Origin of the sequence: Kitasatospora indigofera (assembly GCF_014655955.1) — a bacterium.
GTDB classification, from domain to species: Bacteria; Actinomycetota; Actinomycetes; order Streptomycetales; family Streptomycetaceae; genus Kitasatospora; species Kitasatospora indigofera.
Genome location: NZ_BNBO01000002.1, coordinates 127,957 through 146,222 on the forward strand (window position 1 = coordinate 127,957; position 18,266 = coordinate 146,222).

General features: G+C 73.7%; 10 protein-coding genes and 1 pseudogene. All 11 read right to left on the bottom strand.

Annotated features, from left to right (window positions below; translation table 11 throughout):
• Window positions 1-22 precede the first annotated feature (22 nt).
• Window positions 23-1,810 carry a phosphate ABC transporter substrate-binding protein PstS gene (locus tag IE329_RS02580; protein ID WP_190209113.1) on the bottom strand — a complete coding sequence of 596 codons (1,788 nt, stop codon included), beginning with the start codon at window positions 1,808-1,810 and terminating at the stop codon, window positions 23-25.
• Window positions 1,811-1,848: 38 nt separating this feature from the next.
• Window positions 1,849-3,108, bottom strand: a complete 1,260-nt coding sequence (gene pstA / locus IE329_RS02585; protein WP_190209114.1) for a phosphate ABC transporter permease PstA — start codon at window positions 3,106-3,108, stop codon at window positions 1,849-1,851.
• Window positions 3,109-3,187: 79 nt separating this feature from the next.
• Window positions 3,188-4,201, bottom strand: coding sequence for a phosphate ABC transporter permease subunit PstC (gene pstC, locus IE329_RS02590; RefSeq protein ID WP_190209115.1), 1,014 nt, complete (start codon window positions 4,199-4,201; stop codon window positions 3,188-3,190).
• Between the two features lie 145 nt (window positions 4,202-4,346).
• Window positions 4,347-6,938: a hypothetical protein gene (locus tag IE329_RS02595; RefSeq protein WP_190209116.1), complete on the bottom strand. Its 2,592-nt coding sequence runs from the start codon at window positions 6,936-6,938 to the stop codon at window positions 4,347-4,349.
• Between the two features lie 255 nt (window positions 6,939-7,193).
• Window positions 7,194-7,796 carry a hypothetical protein gene (locus tag IE329_RS02600; RefSeq protein WP_190209117.1) on the bottom strand — a complete coding sequence of 201 codons (603 nt, stop codon included), beginning with the start codon at window positions 7,794-7,796 and terminating at the stop codon, window positions 7,194-7,196.
• A 296-nt stretch (window positions 7,797-8,092) separates the two neighbouring features.
• A complete protein-coding gene (locus IE329_RS02605) occupies window positions 8,093-9,139 on the bottom strand; it encodes a substrate-binding domain-containing protein (protein ID WP_190209118.1) in 1,047 nt (348 codons plus the stop codon).
• Window positions 9,140-9,417: 278 nt separating this feature from the next.
• Complete coding sequence (locus IE329_RS02610; protein ID WP_190209119.1) at window positions 9,418-9,822, bottom strand: hypothetical protein; 405 nt, start codon at window positions 9,820-9,822, stop codon at window positions 9,418-9,420.
• Window positions 9,812-10,117, bottom strand: coding sequence for a hypothetical protein (locus IE329_RS02615; RefSeq protein WP_190209120.1), 306 nt, complete (start codon window positions 10,115-10,117; stop codon window positions 9,812-9,814). Before IE329_RS02615 ends, IE329_RS02610 begins: the two co-directional genes overlap by 11 nt.
• A gap of 292 nt (window positions 10,118-10,409) precedes the next feature.
• Window positions 10,410-12,287 (bottom strand): sensor histidine kinase, encoded by a 1,878-nt coding sequence (locus IE329_RS02620; protein WP_190209121.1) that lies wholly within the window; start codon window positions 12,285-12,287, stop codon window positions 10,410-10,412.
• 208 nt (window positions 12,288-12,495) lie between these two features.
• Window positions 12,496-14,373, bottom strand: a pseudogene (gene cydC, locus IE329_RS02625) (thiol reductant ABC exporter subunit CydC); the annotation flags it as partial.
• Between the two features lie 234 nt (window positions 14,374-14,607).
• Window positions 14,608-17,736 (bottom strand): isoleucine--tRNA ligase, encoded by a 3,129-nt coding sequence (gene ileS / locus IE329_RS02630; RefSeq protein ID WP_190209122.1) that lies wholly within the window; start codon window positions 17,734-17,736, stop codon window positions 14,608-14,610.
• Window positions 17,737-18,266 lie beyond the last annotated feature (530 nt).

The window sequence follows — 18,266 nt, forward strand, 5'->3', positions numbered from 1 at the left end:
GTTCCGGCGGTGCGGCGGGCCGTCATGCCGGGCCGCCCGGGGTCTGCCGGCGCCGCCGGAGCAGATGGCCGCCCAGCAGCGGCGGCACGGCGACCACCGCCAGCAGCTCCAGCGCCGTCAGCGTGGTCAGCAGCCAGTCCTCGGGCCGCCCGTCGACCGCGACCACGGTGGCCGGGATCTCACCGGCCGCGCCGCCGCGTCCTGCCGCGACCACCTGGCCGGTCTGCGGGTCCACCACCTGCTCGGCGGCGGCCTCCTCGCCCGCGGCCGGCGCGGGGGCCGCGCCCGCCGGGTCACCGCCGCTCCCGCCCGTACCGCCGGTTCCACCGGTACCGGAACCCGAGCCGCCCGTGCCGCCGGTGCCGCCGCTCCCGCCCGTGCCCGGAGTCTTGGTGCCGCCGCTGCCGCCCGTGCCGGCGCCGGCGCCGCCGGTGCCGCCCTTGGGCACGGCCTGGCCGCCCTGGACGGTGCAGTCGATCGGGGTGCCGGCCTTGTCGCAAGGGCTCGGCTGCGGCGCGTTGGTGAGCACGGTGAGCTGGCCGGCCGAGTTGAAGGTCGGGTTGGCGCAGTTGCTCAGCGAGTTCGGGTCCACCGGGCTGGCGTTCCCCGGGATGTGCTGGACCTGCAGCATCCCGCCCTTCACCAGGCCGCGCGGGATCGGCGAGTAGCCGAGACCGTCCGCCTCGCCCTGGCCCTCGCAGAGCACGTACGCGATGAACCGGCTCAGCGCGCTGCCCTTGTCGTTGTTGAAGCGCGGCGGCACCGGCAGGCTGGCCCCCGCGCGCGGCACGATCAGGTAGCTGTAGCTGGAGATCGGGTACGAGCGCGGGTCGTTCATGGTGTAGACGCCGTCGAGGTTCTGCTGCAGGAAGTTGGGGTCGTCCGGCGGAGTGTTGTCGTCGACGCCGCGGATCTTGGCGGCGGTCAGCGCGATGGCCACGTTGGAGGCGGTCGGCAGCGAGTAGTACCCGGCCGCGTTGAGCACCTTCACGACCGGCCAGTTACTGCGCTTGGCGAAGGCGTACTCGTCGTAGCCGATGGTGCCGAGCCCGGCCTGCGACTTGATGTACCCGGCCACCACGTCGGAGCCGTTCTGCGCGACCATCCGGCCGGAGGGCGGGAAGAACTCCGTGTAGTCGCCGCAGCTGTAACCGTTGATCTGGGTGCAGTACGCCTCCCACTGGTCCTTGTGGGTGTGCGACATCCAGCGGGTGAACTGGGCGGTGGCGCCGGAGCCGTCGGAGCGGACGATCGGGGTGATCGGCAGCTTGGGCAGCGCCCGGCCGTAGTCGGCGGTGATCCGGGGGTCGTCCCAGGAGGTGATCTTGTTGGTGAAGATGTCCACCACCGTCTGCGGGGACAGCCGCAGGTCACGCACCTGCTTGCCGGCCACCACCAGGTTGTACATGAACGTGGTGCCGCCGGCCGTGATCGGGACGTACGAGTACCCGTACACCTGCGGCTCGCTGTTGCCGGCGCCGTTGCTGTGCGCGGCGGAGCCGAGACCGGTGTCGGCCTGGGTGCGGAACGGGACGTCCGAGGCGGTGAAGTCGTCCTGGCCGATGGTCCACTGGGTCCGGCCGGCGGCCGAGCCGACCGCGTTGAAGTTGATCTGGATGCCCTGCGGCGCGACGTCCTGGCGCCACTGGTCGATCGCCGGTCCCGCCCAGCTGGAGCCGTCCGCGTTGAGCGAGGTGGCGGCGTACGCGGGCGTGCTCTGCCCCAGCAGCAGGGTCAGGGCGACCAGCAGCAAGGACAGCAGCAGGGCCGGCGGTCGCGGCACGGGGCGGCTTGCGGCCTCCCAGGACATGGGGACTCCTCCGGAGCGCGGGGTGCGGGGCAGGGACATCAGGACTCCCGGACGGGTCGGGCGGACCGGGCGGCCGTCGCGGGGCGGGCGTGCTCGGCGGGGCCGGCGGCCGGGGCGGGCCCGGCGGGCCGGGCGGCCCGGTCGATCCGCCGGCGCTGACGGCGGGTCAGCTGCCCCGGGGCACGGCCGCCGACGACGCGGGCGGTGACGAACAGGACCAGCACCACGACCATCAGGGTGAGGGCGGCGGCGAAGGCCCGCGAGACCATCTCGGGGTAGGGCTGCTTCACGTAGTTCCAGATGTAGAGCGGCAGCGACACCTGGTGCTCGGCGAACGGGTTGCCGTTGAACTGCGAGGTGAAGCCGGAGGTCAGCAGCACCGGCGAGGTCTCGCCGACACCTCGTGCCATCCCCAGCACCACCGCCGTCACCAGGCCGGGGCGGGCGGTCGGCAGGACGACGTTCCAGACCGTCCGCCACTGGCTGCCGCCGAGCGCGTACGAGGCCTCCCGCAGGGTGCCGGGCACCAGCCGGACGACCACCTCGGCGGCCCGGGTGACGATCGGCATCATCATCACGGTGAGCGCCAGCGAGGCCGCGAACCCGCTCTTCTCCGCGCCCATCGTGACGATCACGATGCCGAGGATGAACAGGCCGGCGACGATCGACGGCAGCGCCGTCATCGCCTCGACCAGGGTCCGCACCGGCCGGGCCATCCGGCCGCCGACCTCGGACATGAAGACGGCCGCGGCGATCCCCAGCGGGACGGCGAACAACGTGGCCAGGCCCAGCTGTTCGAGCGATCCGACCACCGCGTTGAGGGCGCCGCCGGAGGTGATGGGGGAGAGCGCGGCGGTCGTCTCCATCGACTCGGTGAAGAAGTTCAGGTGGCGGGCCGCATGCAGGCCCTTGAGCAGGACGTAGCCGACCTGGTCGGCGATCAGCCCGACCACCAGCAGGCCCGAGCTCCAGGTCACCACCGCGACCAGCCGCTCGCGCACCAGCTGCGACTCCCACTGGAGCCGGCCGAGCACGAAGTACCCCGCCAGGAAGAGCAGGTACCAGCAGAGCAGGAACCCGAGCGCGCCGCTGAACGGGAGCACCCGCTCGTACAGCAGCCAGTCGAGCGCCAGCGAGCCGCCGACGGCGCCCAGCAGGGTCAGCACGTCCTCGCGCGTGACCCCGCCGAGCCGGACCCGCCGTTCGGGCCCGGGGGCGGCCGGCGCCCCGGCGGTCCCGGCCGGCCCGGGGGCGGCCGTGGACGGAGCCGGCGCGGGGGGAAGGTCGAGGGTGGTCATCCGGTGGTCCCTTCGATGCGGCGGGGCGGCAGTGGGGCGCGGTCGGCCGGAGCCTGCGGGGCCGGGCGGCCGGGCACGGTCAGTCCGCCGTGGTCGCGCCGGAGCGGGACCGGTTGATGACGACACCCGCCGCCAGGTTGACCAGCAGGGTGAGCGCGAACAGCACCAGGCCGGCCGCCATCAGCGCGGACAGCGACAGCGCGTCCGACTCCCCGAAGCGCAGGGCGATCAGCGCCGAGATCGAGTTGGCGCCGTTCTCCAGCACATGGGTGATCGCCTTGAAGTTCGGCGAGATGATCAGCGCGACCGCGATGGTCTCGCCCATCGCCCGGCCGAACCCCAGCATCACGGCCCCGATCACGCCGCCCCGGCCGAACGGCAGCACCACCGTGCGCACCATCCCCCAGCGGGTACTGCCCAGCGCGTACGCGCCCTCCCGCTCGCCCTGCGGCGCCTGGGAGAACACCTCCCGGCTGAGCGAGGCCACGATCGGGATGATCATCAGCGACACCACCACCCCCGCGATGAAGGTGGACGAGGTGTAGGAGGTGCCGATGTCGCCGGTGCGCACCTTGAGGAACGGGATCGTGTCCCCCAGGTGCATCGCCGTCCAGCGGACGAAGCCGATGATCCGGGGCTGCAGGAAGAACAGGCCCCACAGGCCGTAGACGATGCTGGGGATCGCCGCCATCAGGTCGACCAGCGAGATCAGCGTCGCCCGCAGCCGGACCGGCGCGTACTCCGAGATGAAGACGGCGGTGGTCAGCGCCACCGGCACCGCGATGACCAGCGCGATCACCGCGATCAGCAGGCCGTTGGGCAGCACCGCCGCGATGCCGAAGGAGTGCGCCTGGGTGCGCCACTTCTGCTCGGTCAGGAACGACCAGCCGACCGCCCGGAGCGCGTCCGAGCCCCGGAGCAGGAGGAAGAACGCGATCAGGCCCATGATCACGAAGACCGAGAGGCCGGCCGCCCGCAGCACGCCGCGGAACAGCCGGTCACCGGGCGTCGCGGGAGCGCTGACCGGGCGGGGGACATCGGGGTCGGACGTGGCCCGGGCGAGGGGCGCCGCGGGCTCGATGGCGGCTGTCATGGTCTGCTCTCCGGCGCGCTCGGTACGGGGCTGGGTTCGGGACTCGGTGCGGAAGGAGTTTCGGGCGGACCCGTCCGGCGGGGCGCTCCGGCGGGGCCTGGACGGGGCCCCGCCGGAGGTCCTCACCCGCCGGACGGACCGCCGGTCAGGGCCGGGTCCCGCGCAGCCGCGCCCAGCCGGAGCGCACGCCCGCCACGATCCGGCCGCCGGCCGGGGTGCCGCCCAGGACGAGGGCGGCCGGGCCGCCCACCAGCAGCACCAGGCCGGCGATCAGGGCCACCGGCAGCAGTAGCCGGGCGGTACCGGCGCGGTCCGGGGCCGGCCGGCCGGCCGCCACCGGCGCCGCGTCCAGCGCGCCCCCGCTCGCGGAGGCCGACGGCGAGGCGCCGGGCTTCGCGGCGGCCGGCGCGGTACCGGCCGCGGCGGCCGCGCCGCCGGAGGTGCCGGCCCCGAAGGTGTCACCGCTCGTCCCGCCGGTGCCGCCGCTCGAACCGGTGCCGCCCGCGGTACCGCCGGAGCCGACGTCACCGCCGGCGCCGCCGGCGGCCGGTCCGCCGCCCCCGCCGGAGGACGAGGACCCGCCCGTGCCGGCCCCCTCGGCCGGCGGGGCCGTCTGGTTGCCCGGCAACGCCCCGTCCTGGGTGGCGACGTGGGCCGTGGCCGCCTTGGCCTGCGCCAGCTGGGCCGGCGTCAGCCCGAGGAATCCGGGGGCGAGCTGGCCGGGGTTGAGACCGTAGATCTGGCCCTCGCCCTGGTCGGTGACCCGCTTGAGGAAGGTGGAGACCGCCTTGGCCTTGGCCGCGGACAGGCCCGAGGTCGGCGTCATGGCGTACTGCACCGTGGTCAGCGGGTACGCGCCCTGGTCCTGGGCGAAGGGCGTGCCGTCGGCGCCGTAGGGCAGGTGCTGGGTGCCGTTGACCGGGTCGACGGGCATGTCGGCGACGGCCGCCTGGTACGAGGCCAGGCTCGGTGCCACGAAGGCGCCGGCCGGGTTCCGCAGGGCGGCCTCCGGCAGGGCGAAGGCCTTGGCCTGCCCGGCGTCCAGGATCGCGAACATGGTGCGCTGGCCGATGGTCTGTGCGGCGACCCGGACGTGGTTGCCGTTCCCGTCCGCGTCCGTCCGCAGGGCCGTGCCCTGGAACTGGAGCACGCTGCGGCCGACCTGCCCCAGGCCGCCGAGCATCGGGTTCCACTCCCACTGCTTCCAGACGGCCTTGTCGCCGGTCTCCCCGGGGATGCCGGAGAAGTCCTGCGGCTGCAGCGCCTCCACCGGATAGCCGGCGAACTTGGGCCGCAGGTAGAAGGTGTCCACGTGCATGCCCCACGGGTCGGGCGAGCCCTGGAGGAACTGGGACGCCTCCGGGTCCGAGGCGATCCACGAGGTCAGCTGGTGGACGAGGTCCGTGGTCCCGCCGAGGACGACGGGCAGCATGTCCGGGCCCGCGAAGACCGGCCAGGCCGCGCCCCCGTTCAGCGAGGCCGGGTTCAGCTGCTGGAACTCCGGGTCGCCGAAGATGTTCGACGGGTTGCCCGCCACCGAGACGATGTCCGAGGCGCCGAAGGTGTACGACTGGGTGAGCAGCTTGGCCAGCAGCCGGGCGTTCAGCCGCATGTTCCGGATCTGCCGGCCGGTGTTCGGGTCGTCCACCACGAAGACCACCGAGATCCCGGTGGTGGCCAGCGGCGCGTAGACGTACGGCCGCGGCGCGGCCCCGGTGTCGGCCCGGGCCGTGAGGGCGATGTCGGGGCCCGACCCGGCGAGGAAGTCCCCGCGTGCCTGCGGCTCGCCACCGGCGAAGCTGTACTGCAGGTTCAGCGGCGCGTCGCCCTTGCACAGGCCCGAACGCCACTGCTGCAGGGCCCGGTTGGCCATCTCCAGCCCGGCCGCGTTGAAGTCCGCGGCGGCCGCCTTGCAGTCGGCCGCGGTCGGCGCGAACTCCAGCGGCACGACGGCGCGGTGGGTCCAGGCGCACTGCTCGCCGGTGCGGTTGTGGGTCTTCGGGTTCTCCAGGCCGGTGAAGACCAGGTCGGTGGCGGTGTTGCTCTCGAAGTCCATGTCCAACGAGTGGTCGGAGCAGTCGGCGGCGCCCCGGTGGCCGAAGTTGTCGAGCGGGTCCCCGCCGTAGTTGGGCTCGACCACGATCGAGCAGGGGTGGGTCGCGTCGCAGCCGAGCGAGGGGCTCTGCGTCGACGTCCAGACCTCGATGCTGGCCGTGCCGGAGCCGTCCGGGCCGGTCACCGCGATCCGGTGGTTGGACGGGAAGTCCGGGGTGGTGGTGCCGTCCGGGCGGCTCGGCTGCTCGAAGCCGAATGCCGGGTCACCGCCGTACATCGTGTTGCCGTAGCAGTCGGTCGGCTTCGGGTCGGTGCCCCGGCACTGGTAGATCCGCACCGGGTACATCACGTCGGCGCTGAACTCCCGGACCAGGCTGGCCGGCGTGCCGTCCCAGTTCACGGTCGGCGTGAAGCCGCTCCAGGAGACCTGGACGACCTCGTTGGTCAGGTTCCTGCCGTGCGAGACCGAGACCTGGCCCTTCGCCCCGTACGTCCCGGTGGCCGGGTCCCAGATCTCCGGCCCCTCCACGGTCACCCCGGCGGCCGCCCGCGCCTCGGTGACCGGCCCGAGGCCCAGGGGCAGCACCGCGAGCGTGGCGGCCACGGCCCAGGCGAGCGCGAGCGCAGGCAGCCTCCTCCGCCACCACCCCTGGTGTCTCGGGTCTGGCAGGCGGACTCTCATGGCGGGCACCTCCGGGCGAATGCGCAGCAACAGTGCGCGGGTGAGGGACAGTTGAGCGGGCGGACCAACGGTCTCGGTGCGTACCCATTCGGCCAGCCGGAGATGGCCGGATCCGGTCGGCGGGATGTACGAGGCCACAACACGCTCACTTTTCAAGCAAGTTGATCGAAACGGCGGTGCGGACCCACGCGGGAGCACACGTGGGTCCGCACCTCGGCACCGCGGCGGCGGCCACCCGGCCGCCGGGGGCGTCGGTCAGCCGGCCGGGGTGAAGCTGATCGAGAGCGAGCCGATGGACTGGCCGCCCTGGAAGAAGGTGGTGTTCAGCTTGCCGTCGACGTACTGGGCGCCCTCGGCGTCGACCTTGAGGTCCGAGGCCTCCAGCGTCTGGGTGGTGCCGGTGCGGCCGATCTGGTTGTCGCCGGCCGGGGAGAGCAGGTTGACCGGGGCGGTGGCGCCGAGCGGCACGCCGGTGAGCTTCCAGGTGTCGGCCTGGAAGGCCAGCTGCTTGAAGATCGCGGTCCTGCCGGTGAGCAGGTTGACGAACAGCAGGCCGCCGCCGAGGTCGATCTTGTCGTAGTAGGCCTGCAGGTTGGCGTCGCCGCCGGTGGCCGGGAAGGTCGCCGAGAAGCCCGTGGCGCTGTCGTATCCGGGCTGGCCGGAGGGGAGCGGGACCACCACGACGCCGGCCGCGGCCGTCTGCTGGATGAACGCGGTGCTCTCGTGGACCACCACGCTGCCGCTCGCCGCGGTGGCCGGGGCCGGGGTGGTGTCGGCGGCGGCCGCACCGGAGAGACCGGTGACGGCGAGGACCGCGGTGGCGGCGGTGGCGGCGAGGCGAACGCTGGTGCGGGACATGCTGGTCTCCTTGGGATGCGCACTGGGCAGGGTGGTGCGGGTGGTGCTTCGGGAGGCCGGACGCGACTGCGGCCGCACCCCCTGCCGCCGGCGGGCCACTGGCGGGACCCACCCCGGCGGCCGGCTCACCGCCCCGGGCGAGGCGCACGAGGGTGCCGGCCCGGACGGACCGGCGGTACGTGTCGCGCACCTCGCCCGGGCCGCGGCCGCGGACGGCTCCGGGCGGCCGTCGGCCGGGGGCGCGAGGCCCCCGGCCGACGGTGTGCGACGGTGGATCGGATGTGCCTGGCGGTGGATCAGATGTGCGTGGTGCTGCCGCAGCCGCCGATGGTCAGGAAGCCGTAGCTGGCGATGTCGGCGGCGCCGTTGGTGCAGATCCAGCCGCTGGTGCCGAAGATGTTGCGCAGGGCGATGCCCTTGGTGGTGGTGGCGGTCCACTCGGCGTTACGGACCACGTTGTACAGGGTGCGGCCGTACGTCGGGTTGGCGAAGGTCGGGTTGATCGTGTTGCTCGCGGTGAGCGGGGCGACACCGTTGATCGAGCGCAGGCTCAGCACGCCGGCCGCGTCGGTCCCGGAGGAGTGGCCGCCGTAGACCTGGCCCACGTAGTGACCGACCGAGTACGGGAAGATCACGTTGGCGTCGTTGAGGGCGACGTCGGTGCCCTCGTTCTCCTCGGGGCCGGTGACGACGTTGGCACCCAGGGTGGTGACGCCGATGGCCTTGAGGAAGAAGGAACGGGTGCCGGAGCTGGCCTGCGGCAGGTACGGCTTGATCGTGACGTTCGGGCCGGTGTAGCCCGCGATGTCGGTGATCTGGTTCCAGGTGGTGTAGGTGCCGTTGTAGATGTTCTTCAGGTCCGCCGTGGTCAGGTTGGCGGGGGCGTTGCTGCCGGTGGACTTGGCGGACCAGGTCACCGCGTCCTTGGCGAAGCCGACGAAGATGTCGGTCGTCAGGTCACCGGTCTGCGGGGCGCGCGAGGAGCGGGCGAAGTCGATCGGCAGGACCGACGGGCTGGTCTGGTTCAGCGCGGTGATGCCGGCGCCGGAGCCGTTCGGGCGGGCGAAGGCGGTGGTGCCGGCCTTGGCGGTGATGGTCGCCGAGCCGGTCGCGTCGAAGCTGTAGAGGCGCGGGGAGGTGGTGTCGCCCAGGCCCGTGAGGTAGGCGTTGTAGTCGGTCGAGAACTGGTTCAGAACGGTCTGCGTGGTGTCCGAGCCGACGCCCACGATGTCCTGGGTGGCCGGCACTACGGACGGGTCGGCCATCGCGGTGCCGCTCGCGACGGAGACGAGCGAGGTCGCGAGGGCGGCGGCGGTGAGCAGCTTGGCAGCGGTCTTGCGCATGTTCCGATTCCTCCGGTGGGAGAGACGTACATCGCTACCCGTGACCCTGATGAGGCCCGGGGCCGGAGTCCGCGGCGGCCGCTCCGGCAGACCTGATCCTGTCCGGCGGGCCGTTCCCCCGGAAGGGCCGCCGGGCCGGCGGCGGCGCCCGGCGCACCGGACGGCGCTCGGACGTCCGCGCAGGTCATCGAAGGGATGGCAGCGGGCGGGGCGGAGCCGGGGGGCCGTCGACGTTCTTCTCTCGGTGGCGGTTCGGGACCTTGCCGGAAACCTGCGATTCACCAGGACCACCGGTCACCCGGCCCGGTGCGGCGCAGCTCCCGGCCGAGGGCCTGGAGCGCGGCCAGGAAGCTGTCGACACCGCCCTGGCACTGGTCGCGGCGCAGGTAGCCGCGGGCACTGCGGGCGATCGGCTCGGCCTCCTCGGCGCCCGGCCGGGTGCTGCGCGGGGGGAGGTAGGCCGTCCAGACCCACAGCCGGGCCTCCGACTGTCCGACGGTACAGCGCAGAGCGGCCCGTTCGATGAGCAACTGTCTTATGGCGGTCGAGAGTTCCGCTTCGCCACGGTAGCTCCGGGCGCCGACGGCGAGCTGCCGGCCGTTGGCGGCGCGCATCGCCCAGCCGACCCCGCGGTCCGCACCGTGCACGGTCAGCAGTCGCGGCCCGCGTGCCTCAGCGGGCATCGGTGGGTCTCAACCGTCTGCTCTCCGAAGGGTGTTGTGCCGGATCCCCGGCGGGCTCGGTCAGCCGGCCGAGCAGTACGACGAACCGGCGGAAGGCGTTCTGGCAGGTCGCGTACCGCTCGTAGGGACGGCTGGAGCGGATCTCGGGCAGGCCCCGCGCTCCGGGGACGACCCAGATCCAGCCGATGCCGTCGCGGACATGGGTGATCCGGGCGACCAGCTCCGGCGCGGCCGCCCGAAGGTTCTCGAAGCTCCGCTCGGCCTCGGCCGGCGTCTCGAACGCCGCCGGTGACACCGCGACGAGCCGCCCGTTCGACGCCTTCAGCTGCCACCGGTACCGGCCGTCGGGCCCCCGCTCGGTCCGGAACCCACCCCTCGGCCCTGCTTTGCCTAAACCTGGTGATACGGCGCGACCGCGGGCCGACGCGTCCACTGCTCCCCCCGTCCGTTCAGCGAGACGAGGCAAAGCTATGTGTGCACACGAGCGCTCTGGAAGGGCAGCAAATGCACAACTTGCTCCGTTGGCCGGGAAGTTCTCCCTCGTTAAACTTTCACCAAGTGCACACTTCGCGTTGCCTGCGACGTCGTCAGAGCCGGGCCGTCCAACGCACCGAGGTGCCCTTGCCGTACGGCCCCGGCTCGTGCCAGGCGTCCCCGCCCAGCGCCTCCGCCCGGCGGGCCAGGTTGCGCAGCCCGCTGCGCCGGCCGCCCTCCGGGATCCCCACCCCGTCGTCCGTCACCGACAGCAGCACCCCCGGCCGCCCGGCCCGGTCCAGCGAGTCCGGGTCGCCGGAGACGGGACGCCCCTCGTCGTCCAGGTGGACGGTGGCGTCCACATCCACCCGCACCCGGGAGGCCCGCGCGTGCCGGGCCGTGTTGGAGAGCATCTCGCGCAGGGCCGCCAGCAGTTGACGGCCCGCCTTCTCCCCCACCAGGCTCTCCACCGGCCCGGTGAAGGCCACCGAGGGCTTGAACCCCAGGGCGGCGGCGGCCTGACTGCCCTCCCGCAGCACCCGGGTCCGCAGGGTGTCCGGCTCGTCGCCCTGGCCGTCGTGCTGCAGGGCGTAGATGGTGGTGCGGACCTCCTGGATGGTCGCGTCCAGCTCGTCCACCGCCTTGCCGATGCCGGTCTGCACCTCCGGCACCACCGCCCGCCGGGCGGCGCTCTCCAGCATCATGCCGGTCGCGAACAGCCGCTGGATCACCAGGTCGTGGAGGTCCCGGGCGATCCGGTCGCGGTCCTGGAACACCGCCAGCCGCTGCCGGTCGCGCTGGGCCTCGGCCAGCCGCAGGGCCAGCGCGGCTTGCGAGGCGAAGGTCTGCGCGAGCTGCTTCTCGGCCTCCGTGAACGGCGTCGCGCCCTTGCTGCGCCACACCCCCAGCGCGCCGAGCACCCGCCCGGCGGCCACCATCGGCACCGCCATCGACGGCCCGAAGGTCCGGGCCAGCCTGATCTCCACCGTGGGGTCGCCCGACATGTCGTCCAGGTAGACGCTCTCCCCCTCCAGCAGCCGGGCCGCGAACCCGCTCTGCGGGACCAGCTCGCCGGTCACGAACTCGGCCGCCTCCCCCGAGGCGTGCGAGACCCGCAGCTGCCCGCCGCCGGTCGGCAGCAGGATCATCCCCAGCGCGGCCCCGGCCAGCTCGCGGACCTGCTCGGCCGCCACCGTCAGCGCCACCTGAGCCTCGTCGGTGGAGAGCAGCGCGGTGGTCACCGCGTTCGCCCCGGCGATCCACCGCTCGCGGCGCCGGCCCTCCTCGTACAGCCGGGAGTTCTCGATCGCCACCCCGGCCGCCGCCGCCAGCGCGTGCAGCACCTGCTCGTCCTCGGGGGTGAACGCCCCGCCGCCGGTCTTCTCGGTCAGGTAGATGTTGCCGAACACCTCGCCGCGCACCCGGATCGGCTCGCCCAGGAACGACGTCATCGGCGGGTGGTGCCGCGGGAACCCGGCCGAGCGCGGGTCGGCGGCCAGATCGGTCAGCCGCAGCGGCTCCGGGCGGTCGATCAGCGCGCCCAGGATGCCCCGGCCCGCCGGCAGCTCGCCGATCCTGGCCGCCGTCTCCACGTCCACCCCCACGTGGATGAAGTCGGCCAGCCCGTGGCCGGTCGGCGAGATCACGCCGAGCGCCGCGTACCGGGCGTCGACCAGCTCGGCCGCCCCGGTCACGATCCGCTGGAGCGTGGCGTGCAGGTCCAGCCCCGCGCCGACCGAGACGACGGCCTCCAGCAGCCGCTGCATCCGGTCGGTGACGGCGGCGGCCGACTGCAGGCGCTCGGCCACCTCGGTGACCAGGGTGTCCAGGCCGAGCGAGGCGATCTCGGGCACCCGGTGGACGGCCGGGTGCGGTCCGGGGGTGAGGTCGCCGGCGGGGGTGGGGGCGTGGGTGGAGGCGCCGGCCGGGTCGCGGGCGGTGGCGTGGTCGGGGTGCTCGGGGGCGGGATCGCGGTCGGGGGTGCGGGCCATGGGACGAGCCTAGTTTGGGTGGATTTGGACGGCCGGACGGACGGGGGAGCGGCGCGTCGGCGGAGGGAGGAGGGGCAAGGGCGGAGGGCGGAGGGCGGGAGGGGGGAGGGCGGGAGGGGGGAGGGCGGAGGCAGGAGGGCGGAGGCAGGAGGGCGGAGGCAGGAGGGCGGGGGGCGGAGGCAGGAGGGCGGGGGGCGGAGGGCGGGGGTCAGCGCGCGTCGAGCAGGAGGAGGCCGTCGGCCTCCTGTTCGCGCTGCCACATCGCGTGCAGCCGGCTGCCGGGGTCGGCGGTCAGGTCAGCCCAGCCGCCGCGTTCGACCACCCGGCCGCGGTCGAGGACGAGGATCTCGTCCACCGCCCCCGGGGCGGCCAGGCCGGCCAGCCGGTGGGTGATCAGCAGGGTGGTGCGGCCGGCCGTGGCGGCCAGCAGGTCGGCGGTGAGGGCGTCGGCGGTCGGCAGGTCGAGGTGCTCGGCGGGCTCGTCCAGCACCAGCACGGGGAAGTCCGCGAGCAGGGCGCGGGCCAGGGCCAGGCGCTGGCGCTGGCCCCCCGAGAGCCGTCCGCCGTGCTCGCCCACCATGGTGTCCAGACCGGCCGGCAGGGTGTCGGCCCAGTCCAGCAGCCGGGCCGACGCGAGCGCCGCGCGCAGTTCCTCGTCGGTGGCACCGGGCCGGGCCAGCCGCAGGTTCTCGCGCAGCGAGCTGTCGAACACGTGCGCGTCCTGGGCGCACAGGCCGATCACCCGGCGGACGTCGTCCGAGGAGGCCCGGGCACTGTCCACAGCCTGTGGACAGCCGTCGGCCAGCGTGACCGTCCCCGCCGTCCGGTCGAGGAACCGCAGCAGCGTCAGCGCCAGCGTGCTCTTGCCGGACCCCGACGGCCCCACCACCGCGATCCGGCGGCCCGCCGACAGGGTGAGCGAGACGTCCGAGAGCGCGTCCCGCTCCCCGCCCGGGTACCGCGCGCTCAGCCCCCGGACGGCGATCGGCAGCGGCTCGGCGGGCAGCGGCACCGGGGCGGCCGGCTCGGCCACCGGCAGTGGGGCCTCCAGCACGTCCGCCAGCCGGGCCCGCGCCGCCCTGCTCCGCTCCCGCGCCTGCACGGCGAGCGGCATCCCGGCCACCGCCTCGAAGGCGGCCAGTGGTGTCAGCACCACCACCGCCAAGCAGACCGGCGCCAGCGCCCCGCTCGCGACGCCCCGCAGCCCGGCCGCCGCGGCCGCCGTCACCGTCAGCCCGGTCAGCAGCGCCACCAGCCCCGCGCCGAGCGCCGTGGTCGCGGCCGACCGCCCCGCCAGTGCGGTGAGGTCGGCGTCCGCCGCCCGGACCGCCGCCAGCCGGCGCGGCAGCGCGCCCGCGACGGTCAGCTCGGCGGTCCCCGTGAAGGTGTCCACCACGGTGTTGGCCAGCTCGCCCCGGGCGGGCGCCTGCCGGCGCTCCGTCCGCCCCGACAGCCGGGCCGCCACCGCCGGTACGACCGCACCCGCCAGCAGCAGGCCCACCGCGAGGACCGCCCCCGCCGCCGGGAGGAACAGCCCGAGCCCGACCGCCGACACCACCGAGACGGCGGCGGCGATCGAGGCGGGCAGCCGCCAGCGCAGGTAGTGGTCCTGGACCGCGTCCACGTCCGCCACCAGCCGGGAGAGCAGGTCACCCCGGCGGAAGGCCGGCAGCCCCGCCGGGGCCAGCTGTTCGAGGCGGGCGTAGACGGCGGTGCGGATCGTGCCGAGGGTGCGCAGGACGGCGTCGTGCGAGACCAGCCGCTCGGCGTAGCGGAAGACGCTGCGGCCGATGCCGAAGGCGCGGACGGCCGTGACGGCCATCATCAGGTAGAGGACCGGGGGCATCTCGGAGGCGTACGAGATGAGGTAGCCGGAGGTGGCCATCAGGGCGACGGCGGAGAGGAGGGCGGCGGTGCCGAGGGTGGTGGCGGGGCCGAGGCGGGGCGCGCTGCGCGCGGGGCTCGGGCGGTGGTTGCTCTCGGGTGGGTGGTTGCGGGGCCGGCTCCCGGGGTGGGTACTACGGGGGGCTGCACGATTATCGGACTGCCGACCCTCGTGTGCCGGGTTCTCGCCGTTGGCAGTCCGATAATCGCGCACCACGCCCCCCTCCGTACCCACCCCGTCCGCCGCCCCCTCGCGCAGCGCGACCCTCTCGCTGGGGGTAAGGGGTAAGGGGGTAAGGGGGTGGAGGGGGTGAGGGGGTGGAGGGGTAGGGCTGGGGGGAGCGGGGAGGGGTGGAAGCGGAGGGGGCAGGGTCCGTGGTGGGTACGGCGAAGCGGCCGCCTCCTCGGGGGAGGGGGCGGCCGCTTCGGGGGTGGGTCAGGCCTTGCGGAGCTGGAAGGTCAGGCCGAGGGACTCGTCGGTGAAGGGCTCGGAGTCCCAGTCGGCGGGGCCGGCGGTGAAGTCGAGGGCGAGGACCTCTTCGGCGACCAGGGTGCCGTGTTCGGTGATCGCCTCGGTGGTCTCGTCGGTGGTGGCGGTCCAGCGCAGGACGATGCGGTCGGCGACGTCGAGGCCGGAGTTCTTGCGGGCCTCCTGGATCTGGCGGATGGCGTCGCGGGCGATGCCGAGGCGCTTGAGCTCCGGGGTGATGTGGAGGTCCAGGGCGACGGTGGCGCCGGACTCGTTGGCGACCGCCCAGCCCTCGCGCGGGGTCTCGGTGATGATGACCTCGTCGGGGGAGAGGGCGACCGGCTCGCCGTTCAGGTCGACGGTGGCGGTGCCGGTGGTGCGCAGGTCGGCGGCGAGGGCGGCCGCGTCGGCGGCGGCGACGGCCTTGGCGACGTCCTGGACGCCCTTGCCGAAGCGCTTGCCGAGGGCGCGGAAGTTGGCCTTGGCGGTGGTGTCGACGAGGGAGCCGCCGACGGCCGCGAGCGACTCCAGGGCGGTGACGTTGAGCTCCTCGGCGATCTGCGCGCGCAGGTCGGCGGGCAGCTCGTCCCAGCCCTGGGCCGCGATCAGGGCGCGGGAGAGCGGCTGGCGGGTCTTGACGCCGGACTCCGCGCGGGTGGCGCGGCCCAGCTCGACCAGGCGGCGGACCAGGGCCATGTGGCGGGAGAGGTCGGTGTCGATCAGGGACTCGTCCGCGACCGGCCAGCCGGCCAGGTGGACGGAGGACGGGGCGCCGGGGACGACCGGGACGACCAGGTCCTGCCAGACCTGCTCGGTGATGAAGGGGGTGAGCGGGGCCATCAGGCGGGTGACGGTCTCCAGGGCCTCGTGCAGGGTGGCGAGGGCCGCCTTGTCGCCCTGCCAGAAGCGGCGGCGGCCGCGGCGGACGTACCAGTTGGAGAGGTCGTCGACGAAGCCGGAGAGCAGCTTGCCGGCCCGCTGGGTGTCGTAGGCCTCCAGGGAGGCGTCGACCTCGCGGACGAGGGTGTGCAGCTCGGACAGCACCCAGCGGTCGAGCTGCGGGCGCAGCTCCGGGGCCGGGTCGGCGGCGGACGGCGCCCAGCCGGTGGTGCGGGCGTACAGGGCCTGGAAGGCGACGGTGTTCCAGTAGGTGAGGAGGGTCTTGCGGACCACCTCCTGGATGGTGCCGTGGCCGACCCGGCGGGCCGACCAGGGCGAGCCGCCGGCCGCCATGAACCAGCGGACGGCGTCGGCGCCGTGCTGGTCCATCAGCGGGATGGGCTGCAGGATGTTGCCCAGGTGCTTGGACATCTTGCGGCCGTCCTCGGCCAGGATGTGGCCCAGGCAGACCACGTTCTCGTAGCTGTTCCTGTCGAACACCAGGGTGCCGACGGCCATCAGCGTGTAGAACCAGCCGCGGGTCTGGTCGATCGCCTCGGAGATGAACTGCGCCGGGTAGCGCTTCTCGAACAGCTCCTTGTTCTGGTACGGGTAGCCGTACTGGGCGAAGGGCATCGAGCCCGAGTCGTACCAGGCGTCGATCACCTCGGGCACCCGGGTACAGGTGCCGCCGCACTCCCGGCAGTCGAAGGTGACGTCGTCGATGTACGGGCGGTGCGGGTCGAGGTCGCTCTGGTCGGTGCCGGTCAGCTCGGAGAGCTCGGCGAGCGAGCCCACGCAGGTGAGGTGGTTCTCCTCGCAGCGCCAGATCGGCAGCGGGGTGCCCCAGTAGCGGTTGCGGGAGAGCGCCCAGTCGATGTTGTTGTTCAGCCAGTCGCCGAAGCGGCCGTGCTTGACGTTCTCGGGGAACCAGTTGGTCGCCTCGTTCTCGCGGATCAGCGCGTCCTTGACGGCGGTGGTCCGGATGTACCAGGACGGCTGCGCGTAGTACAGCAGCGCGGTGTGGCAGCGCCAGCAGTGCGGGTAGCTGTGCTCGTACGGGAGGTGACGGAACAGCAGCCCGCGTTCCTGGAGGTCCTTGACCAGCGACTCGTCGGCCTTCTTGAAGAAGATGCCGCCGACCAGCGGGACCTCGGGTGAGAAGGTGCCGTCCGCGAGGACCGGGTTGACCACGGGCAGGCCGTACTTGCGGCAGGTCGCGAGGTCGTCCGCGCCGAAGGCCGGGGACTGGTGGACGATGCCGGTGCCGTCCTCGGTGGTGACGTACTCGGCGTTGAGGACGTAGTGCGCGTCCTCGATCTCGACCAGGTCGAAGGGCCGGCGGTAGGCCCAGCGCTCCATCTCGGCGCCGGTGAACCGCTCGCCGGTGGCCTCCCAGCCCTCGCCGAGGGCCTTGGCGAGCAGCGGCTCGGCGACGACCAGCTGCTCGGTGCCGTCGGTCGCGACCACGTAGGTGACGTCCGGGTGGACGGCGGCGGCGGTGTTGGAGACCAGCGTCCAGGGCGTGGTCGTCCAGACCAGCAGGGCGGCCCGGCCGGCCAGCGGGCCGGAGGTCAGCGGGAAGCGCACGAAGACGGACGGGTCGACGACGGTCTCGTAGCCCTGGGCCAGCTCGTGGTCGGACAGGCCGGTGCCGCAGCGCGGGCACCAGGGGGCGACGCGGTGGTCCTGGACCAGCAGCCCCTTGTCGAAGATCTGCTTCAGCGACCACCAGACGGACTGCACGTAGGACGGGTCCATCGTCCGGTACGCCTCGTCCAGGTCGACCCAGTAGCCCATCCGGGTGGTGAGCTCGGCGAAGGCGTCGGTGTGGCGGGTGACGGACTCGCGGCACTTGGCGTTGAACTCGGCGATGCCGTAGGTCTCGATGTCCTGCTTGCCGGAGAAGCCCAGCTCCTTCTCGACGGCCAGCTCGACCGGGAGGCCGTGGCAGTCCCAGCCGGCCTTGCGGGCGACGTGGTAGCCCTTCATCGTCCGGTACCGGGGGAAGACGTCCTTGAAGACGCGGGCCTCGATGTGGTGGGCGCCGGGCATGCCGTTGGCGGTCGGCGGGCCCTCGTAGAACACCCACTCCGGGCGGCCCTCGGACTGTTCCAGGCTCTGCTGGAAGACCTTGTTGTCCTGCCAGAAGCTCAGGATCCGGTGTTCGAGGGCGGGGAGGTCCACCTGGGCGGGGACGGGGTTGTAGGTGCTCATCGCGGTTTCTGCCTCCGGCGGATACGTGGGCCTGATCCGACGGAGGGACGAGACGGCATGCCGCCCCGCGGTACCACCCTCCTTGGCCGCGATGGTGACTGCGGCCCTCTTGTTTGGGCTTGCTGCCGGGTCTACTGGGCCGGTGGGCCGTTCTTCCGGCGGCTCCGGGGTGATCTTCCCGCCGTGCACACCCCCGGGCTCGCACCGTCCCCGGGTCGCTGGTGGCTGCGTACGTCGGTACTCGTCCCATCTGCGCCTTGCAGGCCCAGTGTATCGGCCCCGGCAAGTCGGTTTGGCACCGCGAACCGCCAGGCCCCGTCGCCCCCCGCCCGGAGGCCGCCGGGCGGCGCCGGGCCGGGGACCGCCGCCCGGGGGTCACCGGCGCCCGGGTCTGCGGCGCAGGTCGGAGGCGCCGGTGGTGATTAGCGGATGACGATCTGGGCACAAGTTGGTCAGCGCGCGGGCAGGTGCGCTTCGGGCGCGGCTGGCCGGGTGGGATCGACAGGGCGTATCGGTATGTCACGTTGTGG